Here is a 20,184-nt window from a genome sequence, read left to right as displayed (position 1 = left end):
GGGGGTGTCGGCGTTTGCGGTACCTCCCCGGCATGCCCCTTTTCCTCTCTTAACTCGATTTAGGTCAAGGTAGGGAGATACCGCAAAGTGCGACACCCCCGACACCCTGGGGCCGTTTCCCGCGTCATTCCGCGGCTCGTTAGGGTGTCGGCGAGGGTGTCGGGGGTGTCGCTCTCGAAAAGGCCGACACCCCCGCCGACACCCTCTTTCGTGCTAAGCCCGGCTAGCGCGGCACCTTACTAAGCGCCCATCGGCGAGGTGCTTAGGCGTCCTGCCACACACTTTCGGGGTGCGCCACGATCGCTGGCGACGGGGAGCATCTCGCTCCGGCAATATGATCAGGAGTCATGTGGTGGAGCAGAGTCGTCCTGGGCGCGCGCATCGTCGCGGTCGTCTGGGCCGGTCTCGTCGGGCTACTTGAAGTCCTAACCCACTACGAGATCGTGAAGCCGAGCGAGAAGCTGGCCCCGACGATCTGGATCATCTCGTTGCTCATGATCGGCCTCGGGAGCCTCGGCGGCATCATCAGCGAAGCAGTCAAGAATCGCTTCGCAGCGAAGAGTCAGAAGTACGACACCGCTCTGATGAGCCTCCTCATCGAGCTCTGCCGCGATGGCGAAGTGCGGTTCGAAGACCTCGGCGGCTCTGTCTATCGAGCTGCGCGCTGGCGCCGCACCGTCCGACATCCCGACGGCTCCAAGGGCACTCGACTGGTTCGGGTGCATCGTTTCCGTCCGTCCGCCTACCCCGCGCCGTCGGGGATCACGTGGACGGACAAGACCGGCGCGGTCGGGGAATGTTGGAGCAAGCATCGACCGGTCCCGAAGAACTGGCACGCCGTCGCCGCGAAGTATCAGGAGCCAATCACCGCAACCGACTTCCGCGGGGTCTCGAAGGCGACCAAGAACGGCTTCGAGCTGGAAGAGTTCAACGCGATCGCCGGAAAGTACTCGGAGTTGCTCGCCGTTCCAGTGTGGGACCCTGCGCACGACGACCGTCAGATCGGAGTTCTGTCTGTCGATCGGCTCTATACCGAGGGCGATAGCTTCAAAGCTGTGCTGAATCTCGCAGCTAGCCAACGGCTGATCTCCGCAACGTCGGCGACTATCGGTAGTATCCTCAGACCACGGGGAAACTAGTAGGGGTGGTGGTGGACATGAGCAATCTCACTCCAGAGGAGCGGTATTTCCGCACCCTGCAGCGACTCGATCCGAGCGACGAGATGCGTCGGATCGTTGAGCACGCCAAGGAAGACCCGCGCATTCGCGACAACGTGCATCGCGGCCTTACGCGCGTGAAGGGCTTCCAGCCCGAGTAATCGAGGCAGGACGCCCCGGCATCCTCAGCGGTGCCAGAGGATGCTCAGTGTGCGCGCCATCGCCGCATCCGGCATGTTCCGCCTGTTGCCCTGGCCGACAGAGTGCACGACGATCGTCATCAGCACCTCGATGACCGCGCGCCTGTTCCCGAGCGGCAGAGCGTCCCACGCGGCTCTCACGTCTTCGACCCCGACGAGATCCCGCAGCGGCTCGACCGCCGCCCCGGCTTCCAGCTTGGAGCGGATCTCGCCCATCCGCGCATCCACGCGCTTGAGCCGCCGCAGGTACTCGGGACGCCCGATCAGTCCCTCGTCGCGGTCGTCGCCCAGCTCCCGCCGCACGGCTTCCAGCTTGGTCAGCTCGGCTCCGAGCGCCGCCGCGTCGGGCCGCTCGCGATCGACGAGCAGATCGGCGGCGTCGGGCGCCGACAGGCGAGCGATGACGAGTCGCTCGATGAACGAGTCCAGAGGATCGCCGCGTCGCATGAAGTGCGCCATCGACCCGCATCGGTAGCTGTGGATGCCCGCCTCGCCGCCGCCCGCGCGGATCGGCATCCCGCACCGCTCCTCGGCGAGCGCGACTGCGGCCTCGGCGAGCTCCACCGGGGTCAGCTCCGCGGCATCGCTCTTCCCGGTGCGCTCCAGCGCCCGAGCTTCGATGGCCGCGTCGTCACGCTTGCCCTGCCCGCCGCAGATGGCCAGCCCTGAGAGCAACCACCGCCGCGTGGGGCCGGGTGAGGTCTTGCGCTCAGGGTGCCGCAGACGCGCGCAGGCGGCTTCCCACTCGGCAACGGTCACGATCGCGGGCCACGCGCCTTCGACGGTCTGATCGACCGTGATCAGATCTTGGTCATAGCGCCCGTTCGGCCAGCCACCCTCGGGTGGGATCGGGAGCCGCGCGCAGTAGTACGGCGACATGAGCATCCGCCGCAGCGTGGTCGGCGTGAAGGGTGCTCCCGGCACCTCGACGCGCTCGCCGTCGATCTTCCGCTTGTAGGGCAGCGTGCGCTTGCCGGCCTGGTTCAGGTCACGCGCGATCGACCCGAGTGGGATGCCACCGAGGAACGCGTCGAAGATCGCCCGCACGTCGGCGGCTCGGTCGGCATCCAGCTCGTAGGCGGCGATCGAGGCGCGCTCCTCCCGCTTCCACATCGGTATCCAGGTGTAGCCGTAGGGAGTACGGCCTGACGTGGGCACACCACGGGTCCGACGGCTCTCGTTCGCTCGCTTCTGCCGCTCCGCCTTGCGCATCGTCTCGGCCTTCGCCCAGATCGCGCTCATGCCGCCGCGCAGGACGCCCTCAGCCGTCGCGAGATCGGTCACGCCCGCCAGGGTGAGGATCTTCAAGCCGAGGGTCTGGAGCAGCGCGAAGTCGTCGAGGCCGCGCGCGAGGCGATCCTGGTCGGTGATCACGACGGCATCGATCTCGCCCGCGGCATGGTCGGCGAGCAACTGCGCCCATCCCGTCGTCGCCTTGCGGCTGTGGCCCTTGACGTCGTTGTCCACGTACTCCTGGACGACCTGCCAGCCCTCCCGCTCGGCGAGATCCCGGCAGATCGGGCGCTGGTCCTCGATGCGATCGCCCTTGCCTGATCGATCAACGCTGGTGCGGAGGTAGATTCCCGCACGAACAGGCTGTTTTCGAGGACTCATCATCATGCATCAATCATGCTCTAACTCAGTCACAGTGGCCATCGTGGTGATCGCGTACTCCGCGGTGGCGGCTCCCGACTCGTCGGCGAACAGGGCCGCGGCGCGACGGCGATCCAGGCGCGGCGCGGCATCTTTCATCTCTTTCATCTCTTGTCTCCTCTTCCTCGGTTTCTTCTTCTTTCGGTCCCTCTTCGGTTCCGTTCCGCTGCTCACGACGGCAGCGGCGTTGACCTCAGCACGCTGAGCATGAGCGGGGCCACGCCGAGCAGCAGGAAGGCCGGCAGCGTGCAGGCGCCGAGCGGAAGCAGCAGACGGGAGGACAGCCGCGCCGCGCGCAGCCGCCCCCGCACACGCGCCTCGTGCCGTCTCTGCGCCGCCGAAGCGTGCAGCAGCTCCGCTGCGGGCACTCCGGCAGACCGCGAGAGCTCGAGCACCGCCTCCGTACTCTCCGCCTCCCCCTCGCGATGCGATGCGCCGCTCTGCGCCACCAGGGAGAGCGCCCGTGGGATCGCCGTTCCGCCCGAGAGGGCGATCGCGACCAGTTCGGCGTGCATCCCCGGCGTGCCCGGCTCCGGCTGCGCGTTCCGCACCAGTCGCGACGTCCACAGCCGCGCTGTCAGCACCAGGCCGAGGCCCGCGACGAGGCTCACCGCCCCGAGCGGATCGGTGACCAGCACGGCGATCGTGTCGAACCCCAGCGCGAACCCGAGCAGCAGACCCGCGAACGGGAGCCAGAGCAGCAGCCGGGCGGTGCCGGCAGGCTCGGCGAGGGCGATGCGCACGTCGTCCGCGGCACTCGCGGAGTCCTGCAGTGCCTCTGCGAGCGAGCGGAGGGTGTCGGCGAGCGGAGCTCCCACGACGGTGGCCACCTCCCAGGCGGCGGCCACATCGCTCCAGGCCCCGCCCTCCGAGGCGATCGCCGCGACCAGTTCCTGCGCGCGATCGCAGCGCACCACGATCCGCTCCGCACGGGGATCGCCCGCCTCCGAGAGGTGCCGCCACGCCGCCGCCGGACGGGCGCCGGCCTGCAGCAGCACGGCGAGCGTCCGCACCGATGCCGCAGCGTCGGCGGCACCGGCCGACGGGTCCGCACCGTCCTTCCTCCACCTCACCACGGCCGGGTCTCCTCGATGGCGAGACGGTCTGCGACCAGCGCGAAGCGTCCGGTCTGCACGATGCGACGCGAGCCGTCCGGGCGCCGGCCCAGGTGCACGACCACGGTGAACGCGCTGACCACCTGACGGGCGAGGGCGACGGGGTCCAGTCCCGCGAGGGCACCGAGGGCTTCCATGCGCGCGGGGACGTCGGCCAGGCCCGAGGCGTGGAGGGTGCCCGCCCCGCCGTCGTGGCCGGTGTTCAGGGCGCTGAGCAGCTCGCGCACCTCCTCGCCGCGGCACTCGCCGACCACCAGACGGTCGGGCCGCATCCGCAGGGACTCGCGCACGAGCACCGCGAGGGTGATCCGCCCGGCGCCCTCCAGGTTCGCCTGGCGGGCCTCGAGCGCGATGTGGTGGGGATGACGCGGCCGGAGTTCGGCGACGTCCTCGATCGTCACGATCCGCTCCCGCTCCGGGACCTCGGTGAGCATCGCGGAGAGCAGGGTCGTCTTCCCGCTGCCCGTCCCTCCCGTGATCAGGACATTCGCCCGCTGCACGACGAGATCCTTCAACCACGCGCGCTGGGCCGGTTCGAAGGCGCCGAGCGCCGCGAGCGCGTCGAGGTCGGCGGCGCGGACGCGCGGCACGCGGATCGACAGCGCCGTGCCCGCCGTCGACACCGGTGCGAGCACCGCGTGCACCCGGATGCCCGAGTCGAGGCGCACGTCGACGCACGGGGTGTGGTCGTCGAGGTGCCGCCCTCCCCGCGCCACGAGGGCCACCGCGAGATCGCGCACCTCCCGCTCCGAGGCCCGCCACGACGGTACCGGCACCGTTCCCTCCCCGCGATCGACGAACAGTCCCGAGGAGCCGTTGACGAAGATGTCGGTCACGCGCTCGTCGGCGCAGTGCTCCGCGAGCGCTCCGAAGGCGGGATCGACGCGCAGCGGCATCGGCGCTCCGACGTCGACGACGGCGGAGCGGGGGCGGAGCACGAACGGATCGGTCATGCGCCAGACGCTATTCGCCGACGGGAACGCGGGAAGGGCGCGGAACCGCGTCCGGTGAACAAGCCGCGGTGGCGACCGTTTGGGGACGGCGGTGTGGGAACGCTCCCGGAGAAGACGGCGGCGCCTCACGGGGGGAATGAGGCGCCGCCTGAGCGTGCCGCGTGAATCGGGGGTGTCGGGCACGCTGAAGCCGGATTACGATTCGGCTGAGGACGAGTGTACGCAACGGGATTGCCCACGCAAAACCCACCGCGCTACCGACTTTCGACAGTATGCGGAGACGGGCGCCGCCGCTAGATTCGCCGTGTCACGGTCGTGCGCGAGCACGGCCACGTCTTTTCCACGCAAAGGAGCGAGCGCATGAGCAGCCAGATCGATCATCTTCTCGACGAGTCCCGGCAGTTCCCGCCCTCGCCCGAGTTCGCGGCGCAGTCCATCGACGACCCCGCGCTGTACGAGCGCGCCTCAGCCGACCGCGAAGGGTTCTGGGCGGAGCAGTCGCGTGAGCTCCTGCACTGGCACAAGCCCTTCACCCGCACCCTCGACTGGTCGAACCCGCCCTTCGCCAAGTGGTTCGACGACGGCGAGCTCAACGTCGCCTACAACTGCCTCGACCGGCACGTCGAGGAAGGCCGCGGCGACCGCGTGGCGATCCACTGGGAGGGCGAGCCCGGCGACTCCCGCCGCATCACCTACGCCGAGCTGACCGACGAGGTCAAGCGCGTCGCCAACGTGCTCTCCGGCCTCGGCGTCGGCCACGGCGACCGTGTCGCGATCTACCTGCCGATGATCCCCGAGGCGATCGCCTCGATGCTCGCGGTGGCCCGCCTCGGCGCCATCCACTCGGTCGTCTTCGGCGGCTTCAGCGCCGACAGCCTGCGCTCGCGCATCGACGACGCCGGCGCGAAGGTGGTCATCACCGCCGACGGCGGCTACCGCAAGGGGAAGGTCTCCGCACTCAAGCCTGCGGTCGACCAGGCGCTCGCCGATCGCGGCGAAGGAGAGCAGAAGACGGTCGAGCACGTCCTCGTCGTCAAGCGTGGCGACAACGAGATCGCCTGGACCGAGGGCCGCGACATCTGGTGGCACGAGGCGGTGCCCGCGGCATCCGTCGAGCACGTCGCGCAGGCGTTCCCCGCGGAGAACCCGCTGTTCATCCTCTACACCTCGGGGACCACCGGGAAGCCGAAGGGCATCCTGCACACCTCAGGCGGCTATCTCACCCAGGCGGCCTACACGCACAAGTACGTGTTCGACCTCCATCCCGAGACCGACGTCTTCTGGTGCACCGCCGACATCGGCTGGGTCACCGGACACTCCTATGTCACGTACGGACCGCTGGCGAACGGCGCGACGCAGGTGCTCTACGAGGGGACCCCCGACACGCCCCACCCGGGCCGTTGGTGGGAGCTCATCCAGAAGTACGGCGTGACGATCCTCTACACCGCGCCGACCGCGATCCGCTCCTTCATGAAGACCGGCCGTCAGATCCCCAACCAGTACGACCTCTCGTCTCTGCGTCTGCTCGGCTCGGTGGGCGAGCCCATCAACCCCGAGGCGTGGATGTGGTACCGCGAGGTCATCGGCGCGGACGCCGCCCCGATCGTCGACACGTGGTGGCAGACCGAGACGGGAGCCATCATGGTCTCGCCGCTCCCCGGCATCACCGCGACGAAGCCCGGGTCTGCGCAGGTTCCCGTCCCCGGCGTCTCGATCGACGTCGTCGACGAAGGCGGCGCGGAGGTCGGGAACGGCAACGGCGGCCTGCTGGTGATCACGGAGCCCTGGCCGTCGATGCTCCGCGGCATCTGGGGCGACCCGGAGCGCTTCAAGGAGACCTACTGGGAGAAGTTCCAGGACAAGGGCTACTACTTCGCCGGCGACGGCGCACGGCTGGACGAGGACGGCGATCTGTGGCTGCTCGGCCGCGTGGACGACGTGATGAACGTCTCCGGGCACCGCCTCTCCACGGCGGAGATCGAGTCGTCGCTGGTCGCCCACGAGGCCACCGCCGAGGCCGCGGTGGTGGGTGCCGCGGACGAGACCACCGGCCAGGCGGTCGTGGCGTTCGTCATCATCAAGGAGAGCTACCTCGCCGAGCACTCGCCGGAGGGGCTCGCCACGCAGCTCCGCGGCTGGGTCGGCGAGCAGATCGGCCCGATCGCACGCCCCCGCGACGTCTACATCGTCGGCGAGCTCCCGAAGACGCGCTCCGGCAAGATCATGCGCCGCCTGCTGCGCGACGTGGCGGAGGGCCGCGAGGTCGGCGACACCACGACGCTCGCGGACACCGCCGTGATGAGCATCATCTCCGCGCAGGTCAAGTAAGCGCCCAAGATGGAAAACGCACCGGAGACGAGAGTCTCCGGTGCGTTTTCCATCTCCGCAGGCCGCGGAGGGCGCGATCAGGCCAGGATGAAGGTCACCTCGACCTCGACGGGGGTGTCGAGCGGGAGGACGGGGACGCCGACCGCGGCGCGGGCGTGCTTCCCCGCATCGCCGAAGATCTCCCCGAGCACCTCGCTGGCGCCGTTGACGACGCCCGGCTGCCCGGTGAACGAGGGGTCGGATGCCACGAAGCCGCCCACGCGCAGCACACCCGCGATGCGGTCGACGCCGCCCGCGGCCGCAGCCGCAGCCGCGAGGGCGTTCAGCGCGCAGGTGCGGGCATAGCCCTTGGCGTCCTCGGGATCGACCCCGGCGCCGACCTTGCCGGTCTCGGGGAGGGCGCCATCGGTGAACGGCAACTGCCCGGAGGTGTAGACGAGGCCGTTGTGGACGACCGCGGGCACGTAGGCCGCGACGGGGGCGGCGACGGCGGGGAGCTCGATGCCGAGGTCGGCGAGGCGCGAGGCGATGGTCATGGGGGTTCTCCTTCGATACGGGTGCGGCCGGGAGGCCGGGATCAGCCTTCGAACTGGCGGGACGCCTCTGCGGCGGCCGCGAGTCCGCCGTTGGCCTCGCCATCGGCGGTGACGGGACGCTTGAGGTAGGCGACGAGGCCGCCCTCCGGCCCGGTCACGACCTGCACCAGCTCCCAGCCCTGCTTGCCCCAGTTGTTGAGGATGGCCGCGGTGTTGTGGATCAGCAGCGGCGTGGTCAGGTACTCCCACGTGGTCATGGCACTCCTGTGCGTCGGGACCGCCGGGCATCCCGGGGGTCGAGGCTGATATTCAGGGAACTCCCCTACGATCAAGCGTATGCCCCAGACGAAACGTACGGTGAAGGGTGTGCTCGGCGGACTTCTCGGTCTGGTCGGGCTCAGCGCGGTCGCCGGCATCCTGGTGACCGCCACCGTGACCCCCGCGATCGCGATGACCGGCTTCACCGGCTCCCAGGCGCTCACCCTCTTCAACGATCTGCCCGGCTATCTCAAGCCCAGCGAGCCGATGGCTCCGACGACGATCTACGGCACCGGGACCGACGGCAAGCCGTTCCAGCTGGCGACGTTCTACCAGCAGAACCGCATCCCGGTGACCTTCGACCAGATCTCGCCGACGATGATCGACGCTCTGCTGTCCAGTGAGGACAAGGGCTACTACGAACACGGCGGCGTGAACCTGCTCGCGACCATCAAGGCTGCGGCGGACAACGCCCTGGGCAAGTCGTCGCGCGGCGCGTCGACCATCAGCCAGCAGTACGTCAAGAACGTGCTGATCCAGGAGTGCGAGAAGAAGGTCCCGCTCAACGACGAGAAGTACGAGACCAAGACCCAGCAGTGCTGGCTCGACGCGGCGGTCGCGACCGGGGCCGACGGCATCGAGCGCAAGCTGCGCGAGATGCGCTACGCCCTGCAGATCGAGAAGGACTACTCCAAGAACGACATCCTGCTCGGCTACCTGAACGTCTCCAACTTCGGCGGCACCACCTATGGCATCGAGGCCGCCGCCCGCTACTACTTCGGCGTCTCCTCCGCGAACCTCACGCTCGTTCAGGCCGCGACGCTCGCCGGGATGGTGAACAACCCGAACCAGCTGCGCATCGACATGGTGGGCGGCTCCTGGAAGGACAAGGCCGGCGCCTCGCACAACAGCAAGGAAGACGGCTACGCCACCACCAAGGAGCGCCGCAACTACGTTCTCGACCGGATGCTGATCGACGGCAAGATCACCAAGGCCCAGCACGACGAGGCCAAGGCCGCTCCGGTCGAGCCGAACATCCACCCCAGCAACCAGGGCTGCGGCGCGGCCGGCGGGAACGCCTACTACTGCCAGTACGTGAAGTCGGTGCTGGAGAACAACGAGGCGTTCGGCAAGACCTCGGACGAGCGCCAGCAGAACCTGAAGCGCGGCGGGATGAAGGTCTACACCTCCCTCGACATGCGCGTGCAGCAGCCCGCCCTCGATGTGATGGCCAAGCGCGTCCCCCAGGCGGTCGACGGGATGAACCTCGGCGCCGCGGCGGTCAGCATCGAAGCGACGAGCGGACGTATCCTCTCGATCGTCCAGAACACTCGGTTCAGCGAGTCGGCGTCCGAGGCGTCCAAGCCCGGCGTCTCCAGCCTCGTCTTCGCCGCGGATCAGGACCACGGCGGCGGCATCGGCTTCTCGGTCGGCTCGACCTACAAGATCTTCACATTGCTCGACTGGCTCGAGAACGGACGTTCGGTCAACGAGGTCCTCGACGGGACGTCGCGCATCTTCAAGACCTACACCGCCTGCGGCCAGACCGAGTACAACGGCACGCTGATCAAGAACTTCGGTGGCGGTCGCGGAACCGTGGGCACCCCGAAGCAGTTCACCTCGGCCTCGCTCAACACGGGGTTCCTCGCGATGGCCCAGGAGCTGGACACCTGCGACATCAACAAGGTCGCCCAGCGCCTCGGCGTGCACCTCGGCGACGGCAAGCCCGTGACCGCGGACAACGGCCTCTACGCCTCCACCCTCGGCGCGAAGAACGTCGCCGCCGTGCAGATGGCGGGCGCCTTCGGCACGATCGCCAACGGCGGGAAGTTCTGCGAGCCGCGCGTGATCGACAAGGTCGTGGGCATCGACGGCAAGGAGATCACGCCTCCGGCCTCGACCTGCACCCAGGTGCTGCAGCCGGAGGTCGCCTCGACCGCCGCGTACACCCTGCAGGGCGTGATGAACGGGGGCACCGGCGGTGCCTCCAACCCCGGCGACGGCACCCCGGTGCTCGGCAAGACCGGTACCCACGAGCAGTGGCAGACCATGATGGTGGAGTCCAGCACCAAGGTCACCACCGCCGTGTGGGTGGGCAACATCAAGGGCGAGTCCGACCTGTACCAGCGCAGGATCAACGGCATCCAGGCGGCACAGCTGCGCCACTACATCGCGCCGGTCATCCAGCGCGCCGCCGACGCCGCCTATCCCGGTGGACCGTTCCCCCGCCCGGACAGCAACCTCACGCGCAACGTGCTGAAGGACCTGCCCGATGTCGTCGGCAAGACCATCGACGAGGCCAAGAGCATCCTCGACCGCGCCGGCTTCTCGGTGAACGTCGGCCCGGAGGTCGACAGCGACCAGCCGGCCGGAACCGTCGCGGCGCAGTCCCCCGGCGCGGGGAAGGTCGCCGGAGGCGTGACCGTGACGCTCTCCCCGAGCAATGGCAAGGGCGGGACGGTACCCGATGTGACCGGCAACATCGTCTCCGATGCGCAGGGCATCCTCAACGGCGCCGGCTACACGAACATCGACTGGAGCGGCAACTGCAAGCCGGGGTCGAAGGTCCAGGCGACCGACCCCTCCGGCGGGACCCGCGCGGCGAAGAGCACGCAGATCCGGGTGAAATGCGAGTGACCTCGCGCCGCACCTCTCCGGCCCTCATCGCGCTCGGCGCGGTGGGGGCCGCTGGCGTGGCGGCCGCCACCTGGGGCATCGGGATCGAGCGGTACCTCTTCACGGTGCGCCGGGCGACAGTGCCCGCGCTCGCGCCCGGCTCCGATCCGGTGCGGGTGCTGCATCTGTCGGACGCGCACATGGCTCCGTGGCAGCACCGCAAGCAGGATTGGCTCGCGTCGCTCGCGGCGCTCCAGCCCGACCTCGTCGTCAACACCGGCGACAACCTCGGACACCGCGACGGGCTCGTGGGGATCCGCCGCGCTTTCGAACCCCTCGCCGGGATCCCCGGCGTGTTCGTGCACGGCTCGAACGACGTGCAGGCTCCGTCGCCCCGCAACCCCCTGCGGTACTTCACCGGGCCCTCGAAGCAGCAGGCGGACGAGCCGGAGATGCTCGACACGGAGGCGATGGACTCCTTCTTCTCGGAAGACCTCGGCTGGACCGACCTCGACAACGCCGCGGCGCGGCTGAGCATCGCCGGGAACACGATCGACTTCTTCGGCGTCGACGACGCGCATCGCGACTGGGACGAGCTCGACGCTCTCCCCCCGGCGATCGCGGAACTCGGCGCGCGGGACGTCACGACCTCGGTGATCGGCGTGACGCACGCCCCCTATCGCCGCGTGCTCGACACCTTCACCGACCTCGGCGCGGACATGATCTTCGGCGGCCACACCCACGGCGGCCAGGTGTGCCTCCCCGGCTACGGTGCTCTCGTCGCGAACTGCGACATCCCCCTGAAGCAGGCGAAGGGGCTGAGCACCTGGACGCACGACGGGCGCAGCATCCCGCTGAACGTCAGCGCCGGATGCGGCCACTCGATCTACGCCCCGGTGCGCTTCGCCTGCCGCCCGGAGGCCTCCCTCCTCACGCTCGTCGCGCGCTAGAGGTCACCCGTGCGAGGATCCGACAGCCCGTCCGATTCGGCGGAACCGTGTCCGCCATGTAGACTTGAACGGTTGCAAAACGGGGTGTGGCGCAGCTTGGTAGCGCGCTTCGTTCGGGACGAAGAGGCCGCAGGTTCAAATCCTGTCACCCCGACAGCGAACACGAGAAGGACCGGTTCCGACCGGTCCTTCTCGCATTTCCGGTCGATCGGCCTCGTGCTGTCCCAGGCCCCTCCCCGGATCCTCCGATACCGTTCCCCCATGCCCCGCCGTCCCGTCGCGATCGCCCTGATCCTCGGCATCCCGTTCCTGGCGGGCCTGCTCGTCCTCACGATCGCTCCGCAGGCGGTGCAGCGGCACCTTCCGATCTTCCTCGACCTCGCGCTGTCGTTCTCCCGTCACCGGCTCGGCTGGACCTGGCTCGATTTCACCACGCTCGAGGTCGCAGCGAACGTCCTGGTCTTCGTGCCGGTGGGAGTGATCGCCGCGGTGCTCCTCCCCGTGCGCCGGCAGGGGTACGCGTTACTGATCGGGCCCGCACTCTCCGCGATGATCGAGACCGTGCAGCTGGTCGCCCTCCCCCAGCGGGCCGCGACCCTGAGCGACCTCATCGCCAACTCGCTCGGCGCCACGCTCGGCGTCGCCGCGGTGCTCCTCGTACGGCGGCTGCGCAGGGAGCGGACAGCAGGTCCCTCTAGGCTGGAGGCGTGAGCACGCCCCTTCTCGTCGCCTTCGACCTCGACGACACCCTCGCGCCTTCGAAGGCCGCGATCGACCCGCGCATCGCGGCCTTGCTGCGGGCGCTGCTGCGGCGCGTCGACGTCGCCATCATCTCCGGCGGCAACGAGGAGCAGTTCCGCAACCAGGTCATCGCCCGGCTCGGCGACACCCCCGCGGAGGACCTCTCACGCCTGCACCTGCTGCCCACCTGCGGCACCCGCTACCTCCGTCATGACGGCGCCGGATTCGCCCCCGTCTACGCCAGGGACCTCACATCGGAGGAGAAGGATGCGGCGCTGACCGCTCTCCGTGAGGAGGCCGAGCGCCTCGGCGTCTGGGAGGCGGACCCCTGGGGCGAGATCCTCGAGGACCGCGGATCCCAGATCACCTTCTCCGCGCTGGGACAGCAGGCCCCGGGCGAAGCCAAGCACGCTTGGGACCCGGACGGCGCCAAGCGCGCCGCCCTGCGCGACGCCGTCGCCGCCCGCCTCCCCGGCCTCGAGGTGCGATCCGGCGGCTCGACGTCGATCGACATCACCCGCGCGGGCATCGACAAGGCCTATGGAATGCGGCAGCTCGCAGAGCACACCGGCGTCCCCCTCGACGCCATGCTGTTCTACGGCGACCGCCTCGACGAGGGCGGCAACGACTACCCCGTGCTCGCCCTCGGGGTCCCCTCCGTGGCCGTGCACGGCTGGGAGGACACCGCCGCGAAGCTCGACGAGCTCCTGGAGACGCTCTCCCGGGGGCGTTGAGCGAGGGCAGCGGCTACCGTTTCGTCTCGGTCGCTGCACTCCCCTCGCTCAACGGGCTGGGGCTCGACGAGCCTCAGCGCACGGGGAGAGGCTCCCCGACGGGGACCATCCGGGTGAGCTGCGTCACGTGACCGGGCTCCAGCTCGGCCAAGGAGGAGACGCCGAGCAGCCGCATCGTGCGCTCGATCTCCGATCGGAGGATCGCGATCGTGCGATCGACGCCCTCGCGCCCTCCGGCCATCAGGCCGTACAGGTAGGCACGGCCGATGAGCGTGAAGTCGGCGCCGAGCGCGATCGACGCGACGATGTCGGCGCCGTTCATGATGCCGGTGTCGACCATCACGGTGAAGTCCTCGCCGACCGCCTCACGCACCTGCGGCACGAGGTGGAAGGGGATCGGCGCGCGGTCGAGCTGGCGACCTCCATGGTTCGAGAGCACGATGCCGTCGACGCCGGCATCCCTCAGCCGCACCGAGTCCTCGACGTTCTGGACGCCCTTGACGACGATCTTCCCGGGCCACAGGTCACGGATGACGTCGAGGTCGTCGTAGCTGATCGTCGGGTCCATCGCGGCGTCGAGCAGCTCGCCGACCGTGCCTCCGGTGGTGCTCAGGGACGCGAACTCCAGCTTCGGAGTGGTGAGGAAGTCGAACCACCACCAGGGCCTCGGGATCGCGTTGATGATCGTGCCGATCGTCAGCTGCGGCGGGATGCTGAAGCCGTTCCGCTTGTCGCGCAGGCGGGCCCCCGCCACCGGGGTGTCGACGGTGAAGTGCAGGGTGTCGAAGCCCGCGGCGGCCGCACGGCGGGTGAGCTCGTAGGAGATCTCCCGATCGCGCATGACATACAGCTGGAACCAGTTGCGGCCGTCCGGGTTGGCGGCCTTGACGCCCTCGATCGACGTCGTCCCGAGGGTGGAGAGGGTGAACGGGATGCCGGCCGCCGCGGCCGCTCCCGCACCCGCCTCCTCCCCTTCGGTCTGCATGAGGCGGGTGAAGCCGGTCGGCGCGATGCCGAAGGGCAGTGCCGACCGTCCGCCGAGGATGTCGACGCTGGTGTCGACGGTCGGGGCCGGGCGCAGGATGCCGGGGTGGAACTCCACGTCCTGGAAGGCCTGGCGGGCGCGGGCGAGCGAGAGCTCGCCCTCCGCGGCGCCGTCGGTGTAGTCGAAGGCCGCCTTCGGGGTGCGGCGCTTCGCGATCGTGCGCAGATCGTCGATCGTGAGCGCCTTGTCGAGGCGGCGCTTGCGACCGTTCAGCTCTGGCGCCTTGAACTTCATGAGCTCGAAGATCTCGGCGGGCTTCGGCAGCTGACGCTGGACCATGGGGTTCCTCTCTGTCGGAACGGATTCGGGGTCAGTCGGTGAGGACGGTTCTGGCGTCGGGCACGAGGCCCGCAGCGGTGTAGTAGCCGGTGATGTGCGTGCGGACGAGGGCGTCGGCTGACGCGGCGTCACCGGCGTCGATCGCGGTCACGAGCTGCCGGTGCTCGGCGCGCAGCCGCTCCGCCATCGCGGACCAGTCGTCGATCCGCGCGGATCCTTCGAGCACGTACGACTCGATCGCGCTGCGCAGGCCGGCCATCGTCGCGGCGATGACGGAGTTGCCGGAGGCCTCGGCCAGCGCGAGGTGCAGTTGCGCATCGAGGGCGAGGAACTCCGGCGCGGTGAGATGCGGGACGTCCATCGCGTCGAGGATCCGGTGCGCCGCCGAGAGGTCGCGCTCCCCGTCGGCGGCGAGCGCCTGCGCGACGGCGCTCTCCAGCACGAGGCGGGTCTGCACCACGTCGGCGAGCGGAAAGCCCTGTGCGGCCACCTGAAGACGCAACAGCGCCTGCATGCCCCCGGAGGGCGTCGCGATCACGATCGCCCCCGCCTGCGGCCCTGAGCCGGTCGCCGTGCGGATCAGGCCCATGACCTCGAGCACGCGAAGGGCCTCGCGCACGCTGGAGCGGCCGACACCGAGGTCGGCGGAGAGGTCGCGCTCCGAGGGCAGGCGGTCACCGGGTCCGAGCCGCCCCTCGATGAGATCGCGCTCGATGTGCTCGAGCACCGTGCGCCAGGCGCGCTGCGTCATCGATCCTCCTGTGGTCTGACCACAGGTTATCGCCTGTGGTCAGACCACGCAAGCGGACATGCCTGCACCCCGACCGCGCGACGGTGACCGCAGGCGCAGACGGAGACGGGAGCGTCAGCCGAGGCGTCCGCCGGACTCCTCGAGATAGCAGTTGCCGCAGAGCGACTCGTAGGTCGTCACGAGCTCGTCCCCGGCGCCGTCGATCGCGACCTGATCGCCGTCGAACACGAAACGGCCGCCGACGATGCGGCCGTTGAAGACCGCCTTGCGGCCGCAACGGCAGATGGTCTTGAGCTCCTCCAGCGTGTGCGCGATCGCGAGCAGTCGCGCCGACCCGGGGAACGCATGGGTGAGGAAGTCGTTGCGGATCCCGTACGCCATCACCGGGATGCCGTCGAGCACCGCGATGCGGAACAGGTCGTCGATCTGCGCCGCGGTGAGGAACTGCGCCTCGTCGATGAGCAGGCATGCAACGTCGATCTGTGCGTGCGGCAGCAGGCTCGCCGCATCCTGCGCCCGCATGCGCGCGCGCTCCCCCTGGAACAGCGCCCGGGCGTCGTCCTCCGCGCCGATGAGGAAGTCCACCTCGCGGGTCATCCCGAGGCGGCTCTCGATCTGGCTGGCACCCTTGGTGTCGATCGCCGGCTTCGCCAGCAGCACGTGCTGTCCGCGTTCCTCGTAGTTGTACGCCGCCTGCAGCAGGGCCGTCGACTTGCCTGAGTTCATCGCGCCGTAGCGGAAGTAGAGCTTCGCCACGGTCGGACCGTCAGAGGGAGATGCCGAGCGCCTCGGCGGTCGCCGCCATCGACTTCCCGGCATCGGCGGGGTTGTCGTTCAGCGTCTCACCGAGAGTCGGGATGAGTTCGCGCAGCGCCGGCTCCCAGCCCGGGTACTCCTCGGGGAAGCAGCGCTTCAGCAGGCCGAGCATGATCGGCACGGCGGTCGAGGCACCCGGCGACGCGCCGAGCAGACCGGCGATCGTGCCGTCGGCGGAGGCGACGACCTCGGTGCCGAACTGCAGCACGCCACCCTTCTTCTCGTCCTTCTTCATCACCTGGGCGCGCTGACCCGCCTGGATCAGCTCCCAGTCCCCGTCCTTCGCGGTCGGCATGAAGATGCGCAGGCTGTCGACCTTCTTGTGGTGGGTCTTGACCAGCTCGCTCAGCAGGTAGGTGATGAGGTCGGGGTTCGCGAAGGCCACCCGCAGCATCGGCCAGAGGTTGTGCGGCCGCACCTGCCCGACGATGTCGAACCAGGATCCCTGCTTGAGGAACTTGGGGCTGAAGGTCGCGAACGGCCCGAACAGCAGCGACTGCTCGCCGTCGACGACGCGGGCGTCGAGGTGCGGCACCGACATCGGCGGAGCGCCGACCGACGCCTGGGAGTAGACCTTCGCCCGGTGCTGGGAGACGATCTCGGGGTTGCTGGTCTTCAGGAACTGCCCGCCAATCGGGAAGACGCCGTAGCCCTTGATCTCCGGGATCCCGCTGTTCTGCAGCAGCTTGAGCGCCCATCCGCCGGCGCCGACGAACACGAAACGCGCCTTGAGGCGGTTCGGGGCCCGGCCGATCGTGTTGCGGTACTTCACCAGCCAGCCGCCGTCGCTCTGTCGCGAGAGCGAGCGGACCTCGTGGTTGGTGCGCACGTCGACGCCCGACTCGGCGAGGTGATCGAAGAGCTGCGCGGTGAGGGAGCCGAAGTCGACGTCGGTCCCGGCGGGGACACGGGTCGCCGCGAACGGCTCGCCCTTCTTCCGCTGCTGCATCAGCAGCGGCGCCCACTGGTTGATGACGCGCGAGTCCTCGCTGTACTCGATGCCGGCGAACAGCGGCTGGTCCTTGAGCGCCTCGTAGCGGCGGCGGAGGTACTCGACGTCCTTGGCGCCGCGCACGAAGGTCATGTGCGGGGTGGAGTTGATGAACGACGACGGCTCGTCGAGCACGCCGCGCGCGACCAGCGACGACCAGAACTGACGGCTCTGCTGGAACTGCTCGTTGATGCCGACGGCCTTGGCCGGGTCGAGCGGGCCTCCGCCCGGGGCATCCGGCATGTAGTTCAGCTCGCAGAGCGCGGCGTGGCCGGTACCGGCGTTGTTCCAGGGGTTCGAGCTCTCCTGGGCGACCTCGCCCAGCCTCTCGAAGGCGACGATCTTCCAGTCCGGCTGCAGCTCGTGCAGCAGGGTTCCGAGGGTGGCACTCATGATGCCACCGCCGATCAGGACGACGTCGACGGATTCAGTCACCAGACCAGTCTAGGACCGCGGCGGGGCGACCCTGAAAACGGCCTCCCCGCCTCTGGCGAGCGCTCAGAGACGGCCGGCGACCAGCTCCGCGATCTGCACCGCGTTGAGCGCGGCGCCCTTGCGCAGGTTGTCGTTGCTGATGAACAGCGCGAGCCCCTTGCCCTCGGGCGCCGACTGGTCGGCGCGGATGCGTCCGACGTAGCTGTCGTCCTTGCCCGCGGCGTACAGCGGGGTCGGAACCTCCTCGAGCGCGACGCCCGGCGCGGCGGCCAGCACCTCGCGGGCACGCTCCGGGGTGATGTCCTTCGCGAACTCGGCGTTGATCGACAGCGAGTGCCCGGTGAAGACGGGGACGCGCACGCAGGTGCCGGCGACGCGGAGGCCGGGGAGCTCGAGGATCTTGCGGCTCTCGTTGCGGAGCTTCTTCTCCTCGTCGGTCTCGTTCTGCCCGTCCTCGACCAGGTTGCCGGCGAACGGGATGACGTCGAAGGCGATCGGCGCGATGTACTTCTCCGGCTGCGGGAAGTCGATCGCCGAACCGTCGTGCACGAGGCGCAGCGTGTCGCCCTGTGCGAGGACGCCCTCCACCTGACCGAGCAGCTCCTCGGCGCCGGCGAGACCGGAGCCGGAGACCGCCTGGTAGGTCGAGACGATGAGGCGCTCGCGGCCGGCCTCGGCGTCGCGCGCCTTCAGCACCGGCATCGCCGCCATGGTGGTGCAGTTCGGGTTGGCGATGATGCCGCGGGGGCGGTCGTCGATCGCGTGGGGGTTGACCTCGCTGACCACGAGGGGGACCTCGGGGTCGTTGCGCCAGGCGCTGGAGTTGTCGATGACCACCGCGCCCGCGGCGGCGAACCGCGGTGCATAGGCCCGGCTCGCGGTGGCGCCCGCAGAGAAGAGCGCGATGTCGATGCCCGTGGCATCCGCCGTCTCGACGTCCTCGACGACGACGTCGACGCCGCCGAAGCCGATCGCCGTGCCGGCCGAGCGGGCCGAGGCGAAGAGCCGCAGCTCACGGATCGGGAAGTCGCGCTCGGCGAGGATCTCGCGCATCACTCGGCCGACCTGGCCGGTGGCGCCGACGACGGCGACGGAGAATCCGGAATCGGAGATGCGGGTCATGACAGGGTCCTTGGCGTGGATGCGATGCGCCAGGCTCAGCCCCAGGATGCGGATGCTTCGCCTGGCGCCGGTGTCAGGGTTTCGGTGAGTCTACCGTGCCCGGAGACCCGCGCACGGATGCCGGGCTCCCGGCGTGCGGGAGGTCAGCGGCCGGTGCCGGCGTGGACCGTGGCCTCGATCTCGCTGTCGAGCCCATAGGCGCTGTGCACCGTGCGGGCGGCCTCGGTGAGGTCGTCGCCGCGCAGCACCACCGAGATGCGGATCTCGGAGGTCGAGATCATCTCGATGTTGATGCCCGCGGTGGACAGCGCCTCGAAGAGGATCGCGGAGACGCCCGAATGCGTGCGCATGCCTGCGCCGACCACCGAGAGCTTGCCGATCTGGTCGTCGTGCAGGAGCGCCTCGAAGCCCACCTCCGGCTGCTCGGCGGCGAGCGCCTTGAGCGTCGCCGTGGCGTCCGCCTTGGGGAGCGTGAACGAGATGTCGGTGCGGCCGGTCGACGCGGCCGACACGTTCTGCACGATCATGTCGACGTTCGCGCCCGACTTCGCGACGATCTTGAAGATCTCGGCGGCCTTGCCCGGCACGTCCGGCACACCCGCGACGGTGATCTTGGCCTGGCTGAAATCGGTGGCGACGCCGGCGACGATCGGTTCTTCCATGGCTGCTCCCTCGGATTCGCGGGGGTTCTTCATGCCCTCGCCCAGAACGTAGGTGCCCTCGGCCGACGAGAACGTCGACCGGGCGTGGATCAGGACGCCGTGACGGCGTGCGTACTCGACGGCGCGGATGTAGAGCACCTTGGCGCCGTTGGCGGCGAGCTCCAGCATCTCCTCGCTGGTGATGTGGTCGAGCTTCTGTGCTCGCGGGATCACGCGCGGGTCGGCGGTGAAGATGCCGTCCACGTCGCTGTAGATCTCGCAGACGTCCGCTCCGAGAGCGGCGGCGAGCGCGACGGCGGTGGTGTCCGATCCGCCGCGGCCGAGCGTGGTGATGTCGCGGGTGTCGCGATTGAACCCTTGGAAACCCGCGACGATGACGATCGCGCCCTCGTCGAGGGCCTCGCGCAGGCGCACCGGGGTGACGTCGACGATGCGGGCGGCACCGTGCTTCGAATCGGTGATCATGCCCGCCTGGCTGCCGGTGAACGAGCGCGCCTCGAAGCCCATCGAGTGGATCGCCATCGCCAGCAGCGCCATCGAGATCCGCTCGCCGCTGGAGAGCAGCATGTCGAGTTCGCGGGGCGCGGGGATGGGAGCGACCTCGTTCGCGAGGTCGAGGAGCTCGTCGGTCGTGTCGCCCATCGCGCTGACGGCGACGACCACGTCGTGACCGGCGCGGCGGGTGTCGACGATGCGCTTCGCGACGCGCTTGATGCTCTCCGCGTCGGCGACGGACGAGCCGCCGTACTTCTGCACGATGAGTGCCACGTTCACTCCTGTGGGTACTGCACGATGGGTGGGGCGGATCCGCCCACGGACATTCTACGGACGGCCTTCATGCC

The 20,184-nt window shown here is 69.4% G+C and carries 19 protein-coding genes and 1 tRNA gene; 8 read left to right on the top strand and 12 right to left on the bottom strand.

Going from position 1 to position 20,184, the window contains the following annotated elements:
- Positions 1–347 precede the first annotated feature (347 nt).
- The gene (locus ABWO84_RS07325; RefSeq protein WP_353113860.1) at positions 348–1,139 is read left to right on the top strand and encodes a hypothetical protein; all 792 of its coding nucleotides are present in this window, start codon (positions 348–350) and stop codon (positions 1,137–1,139) included.
- A 17-nt stretch (positions 1,140–1,156) separates the two neighbouring features.
- Positions 1,157–1,318 (top strand): hypothetical protein, encoded by a 162-nt coding sequence (locus ABWO84_RS07320; protein ID WP_353113859.1) that lies wholly within the window; start codon positions 1,157–1,159, stop codon positions 1,316–1,318.
- 24 nt (positions 1,319–1,342) lie between these two features.
- Here ABWO84_RS07320 and ABWO84_RS07315 read toward each other — a convergent pair whose 3' ends face one another.
- The 4 genes from ABWO84_RS07315 to ABWO84_RS07300 form a co-directional block, all read right to left on the bottom strand.
- Positions 1,343–2,977 (bottom strand): recombinase family protein, encoded by a 1,635-nt coding sequence (locus tag ABWO84_RS07315; RefSeq protein WP_353113858.1) that lies wholly within the window; start codon positions 2,975–2,977, stop codon positions 1,343–1,345.
- A 3-nt stretch (positions 2,978–2,980) separates the two neighbouring features.
- Positions 2,981–3,118, bottom strand: a complete 138-nt coding sequence (locus ABWO84_RS07310) for a hypothetical protein (protein WP_353113857.1) — start codon at positions 3,116–3,118, stop codon at positions 2,981–2,983.
- Between the two features lie 62 nt (positions 3,119–3,180).
- A complete protein-coding gene (locus ABWO84_RS07305) occupies positions 3,181–4,086 on the bottom strand; it encodes a type II secretion system F family protein (RefSeq protein WP_353113856.1) in 906 nt (301 codons plus the stop codon).
- Complete coding sequence (locus ABWO84_RS07300) at positions 4,080–5,078, bottom strand: TadA family conjugal transfer-associated ATPase (protein ID WP_353113855.1); 999 nt, start codon at positions 5,076–5,078, stop codon at positions 4,080–4,082. The genes ABWO84_RS07305 and ABWO84_RS07300 overlap by 7 nt, the downstream gene beginning before the upstream one ends.
- A 360-nt stretch (positions 5,079–5,438) precedes the next feature.
- Between ABWO84_RS07300 and acs the strand changes: the two genes are divergently transcribed.
- A complete protein-coding gene (gene acs / locus ABWO84_RS07295; protein ID WP_353113854.1) occupies positions 5,439–7,406 on the top strand; it encodes an acetate--CoA ligase in 1,968 nt (655 codons plus the stop codon).
- A 77-nt stretch (positions 7,407–7,483) separates the two neighbouring features.
- On the opposite strand, the gene ABWO84_RS07290 is transcribed toward acs, so the two are convergent.
- The gene (locus ABWO84_RS07290) at positions 7,484–7,942 is read right to left on the bottom strand and encodes a RidA family protein (RefSeq protein ID WP_353113853.1); all 459 of its coding nucleotides are present in this window, start codon (positions 7,940–7,942) and stop codon (positions 7,484–7,486) included.
- Positions 7,943–7,983: 41 nt separating this feature from the next.
- Positions 7,984–8,199, bottom strand: coding sequence for a Sp36 family protein (sp36, locus tag ABWO84_RS07285; protein ID WP_353113852.1), 216 nt, complete (start codon positions 8,197–8,199; stop codon positions 7,984–7,986).
- A 79-nt stretch (positions 8,200–8,278) separates the two neighbouring features.
- Between sp36 and ABWO84_RS07280 the strand changes: the two genes are divergently transcribed.
- The 5 genes from ABWO84_RS07280 to ABWO84_RS07260 all read left to right on the top strand — a co-directional run bounded on the left by ABWO84_RS07280 (position 8,279) and on the right by ABWO84_RS07260 (position 13,241).
- Positions 8,279–10,837 carry a transglycosylase domain-containing protein gene (locus ABWO84_RS07280; protein WP_353113851.1) on the top strand — a complete coding sequence of 853 codons (2,559 nt, stop codon included), beginning with the start codon at positions 8,279–8,281 and terminating at the stop codon, positions 10,835–10,837.
- The gene (locus ABWO84_RS07275; RefSeq protein WP_353113850.1) at positions 10,828–11,766 is read left to right on the top strand and encodes a metallophosphoesterase; all 939 of its coding nucleotides are present in this window, start codon (positions 10,828–10,830) and stop codon (positions 11,764–11,766) included. Before ABWO84_RS07280 ends, ABWO84_RS07275 begins: the two co-directional genes overlap by 10 nt.
- 80 nt (positions 11,767–11,846) lie before the next feature.
- Positions 11,847–11,920, top strand: a tRNA-Pro gene (locus tag ABWO84_RS07270).
- 107 nt (positions 11,921–12,027) lie between these two features.
- Positions 12,028–12,477 (top strand): VanZ family protein, encoded by a 450-nt coding sequence (locus ABWO84_RS07265; RefSeq protein WP_353113849.1) that lies wholly within the window; start codon positions 12,028–12,030, stop codon positions 12,475–12,477.
- Positions 12,474–13,241 (top strand): HAD-IIB family hydrolase, encoded by a 768-nt coding sequence (locus ABWO84_RS07260; RefSeq protein ID WP_353113848.1) that lies wholly within the window; start codon positions 12,474–12,476, stop codon positions 13,239–13,241. Before ABWO84_RS07265 ends, ABWO84_RS07260 begins: the two co-directional genes overlap by 4 nt.
- 73 nt (positions 13,242–13,314) lie before the next feature.
- On the opposite strand, the gene ABWO84_RS07255 is transcribed toward ABWO84_RS07260, so the two are convergent.
- The 6 genes from ABWO84_RS07255 to ABWO84_RS07230 all read right to left on the bottom strand — a co-directional run bounded on the left by ABWO84_RS07255 (position 13,315) and on the right by ABWO84_RS07230 (position 20,110).
- Positions 13,315–14,565, bottom strand: coding sequence for an alpha-hydroxy acid oxidase (locus ABWO84_RS07255; protein ID WP_353113847.1), 1,251 nt, complete (start codon positions 14,563–14,565; stop codon positions 13,315–13,317).
- 31 nt (positions 14,566–14,596) lie between these two features.
- Positions 14,597–15,316, bottom strand: a complete 720-nt coding sequence (locus ABWO84_RS07250; protein WP_353113846.1) for a FadR/GntR family transcriptional regulator — start codon at positions 15,314–15,316, stop codon at positions 14,597–14,599.
- 114 nt (positions 15,317–15,430) lie between these two features.
- Positions 15,431–16,072, bottom strand: coding sequence for a thymidine kinase (locus ABWO84_RS07245; protein WP_353113845.1), 642 nt, complete (start codon positions 16,070–16,072; stop codon positions 15,431–15,433).
- 10 nt (positions 16,073–16,082) lie between these two features.
- On the bottom strand, positions 16,083–17,516 hold the full coding sequence (mqo, locus tag ABWO84_RS07240) for a malate dehydrogenase (quinone) (protein ID WP_502915402.1): 1,434 nt from the start codon (positions 17,514–17,516) through the stop codon (positions 16,083–16,085).
- A gap of 105 nt (positions 17,517–17,621) precedes the next feature.
- Positions 17,622–18,680 (bottom strand): aspartate-semialdehyde dehydrogenase, encoded by a 1,059-nt coding sequence (locus ABWO84_RS07235; RefSeq protein WP_353113843.1) that lies wholly within the window; start codon positions 18,678–18,680, stop codon positions 17,622–17,624.
- Positions 18,681–18,823: 143 nt separating this feature from the next.
- On the bottom strand, positions 18,824–20,110 hold the full coding sequence (locus ABWO84_RS07230) for an aspartate kinase (protein ID WP_353113842.1): 1,287 nt from the start codon (positions 20,108–20,110) through the stop codon (positions 18,824–18,826).
- Positions 20,111–20,184: the final 74 nt, after the last annotated feature.

It is taken from the genome of Microbacterium sp. (genome assembly GCF_040394595.1).
GTDB lineage: Bacteria > Actinomycetota > Actinomycetes > Actinomycetales > Microbacteriaceae > Microbacterium.
This window is presented reverse-complemented; position numbering and strand designations above follow the sequence as displayed.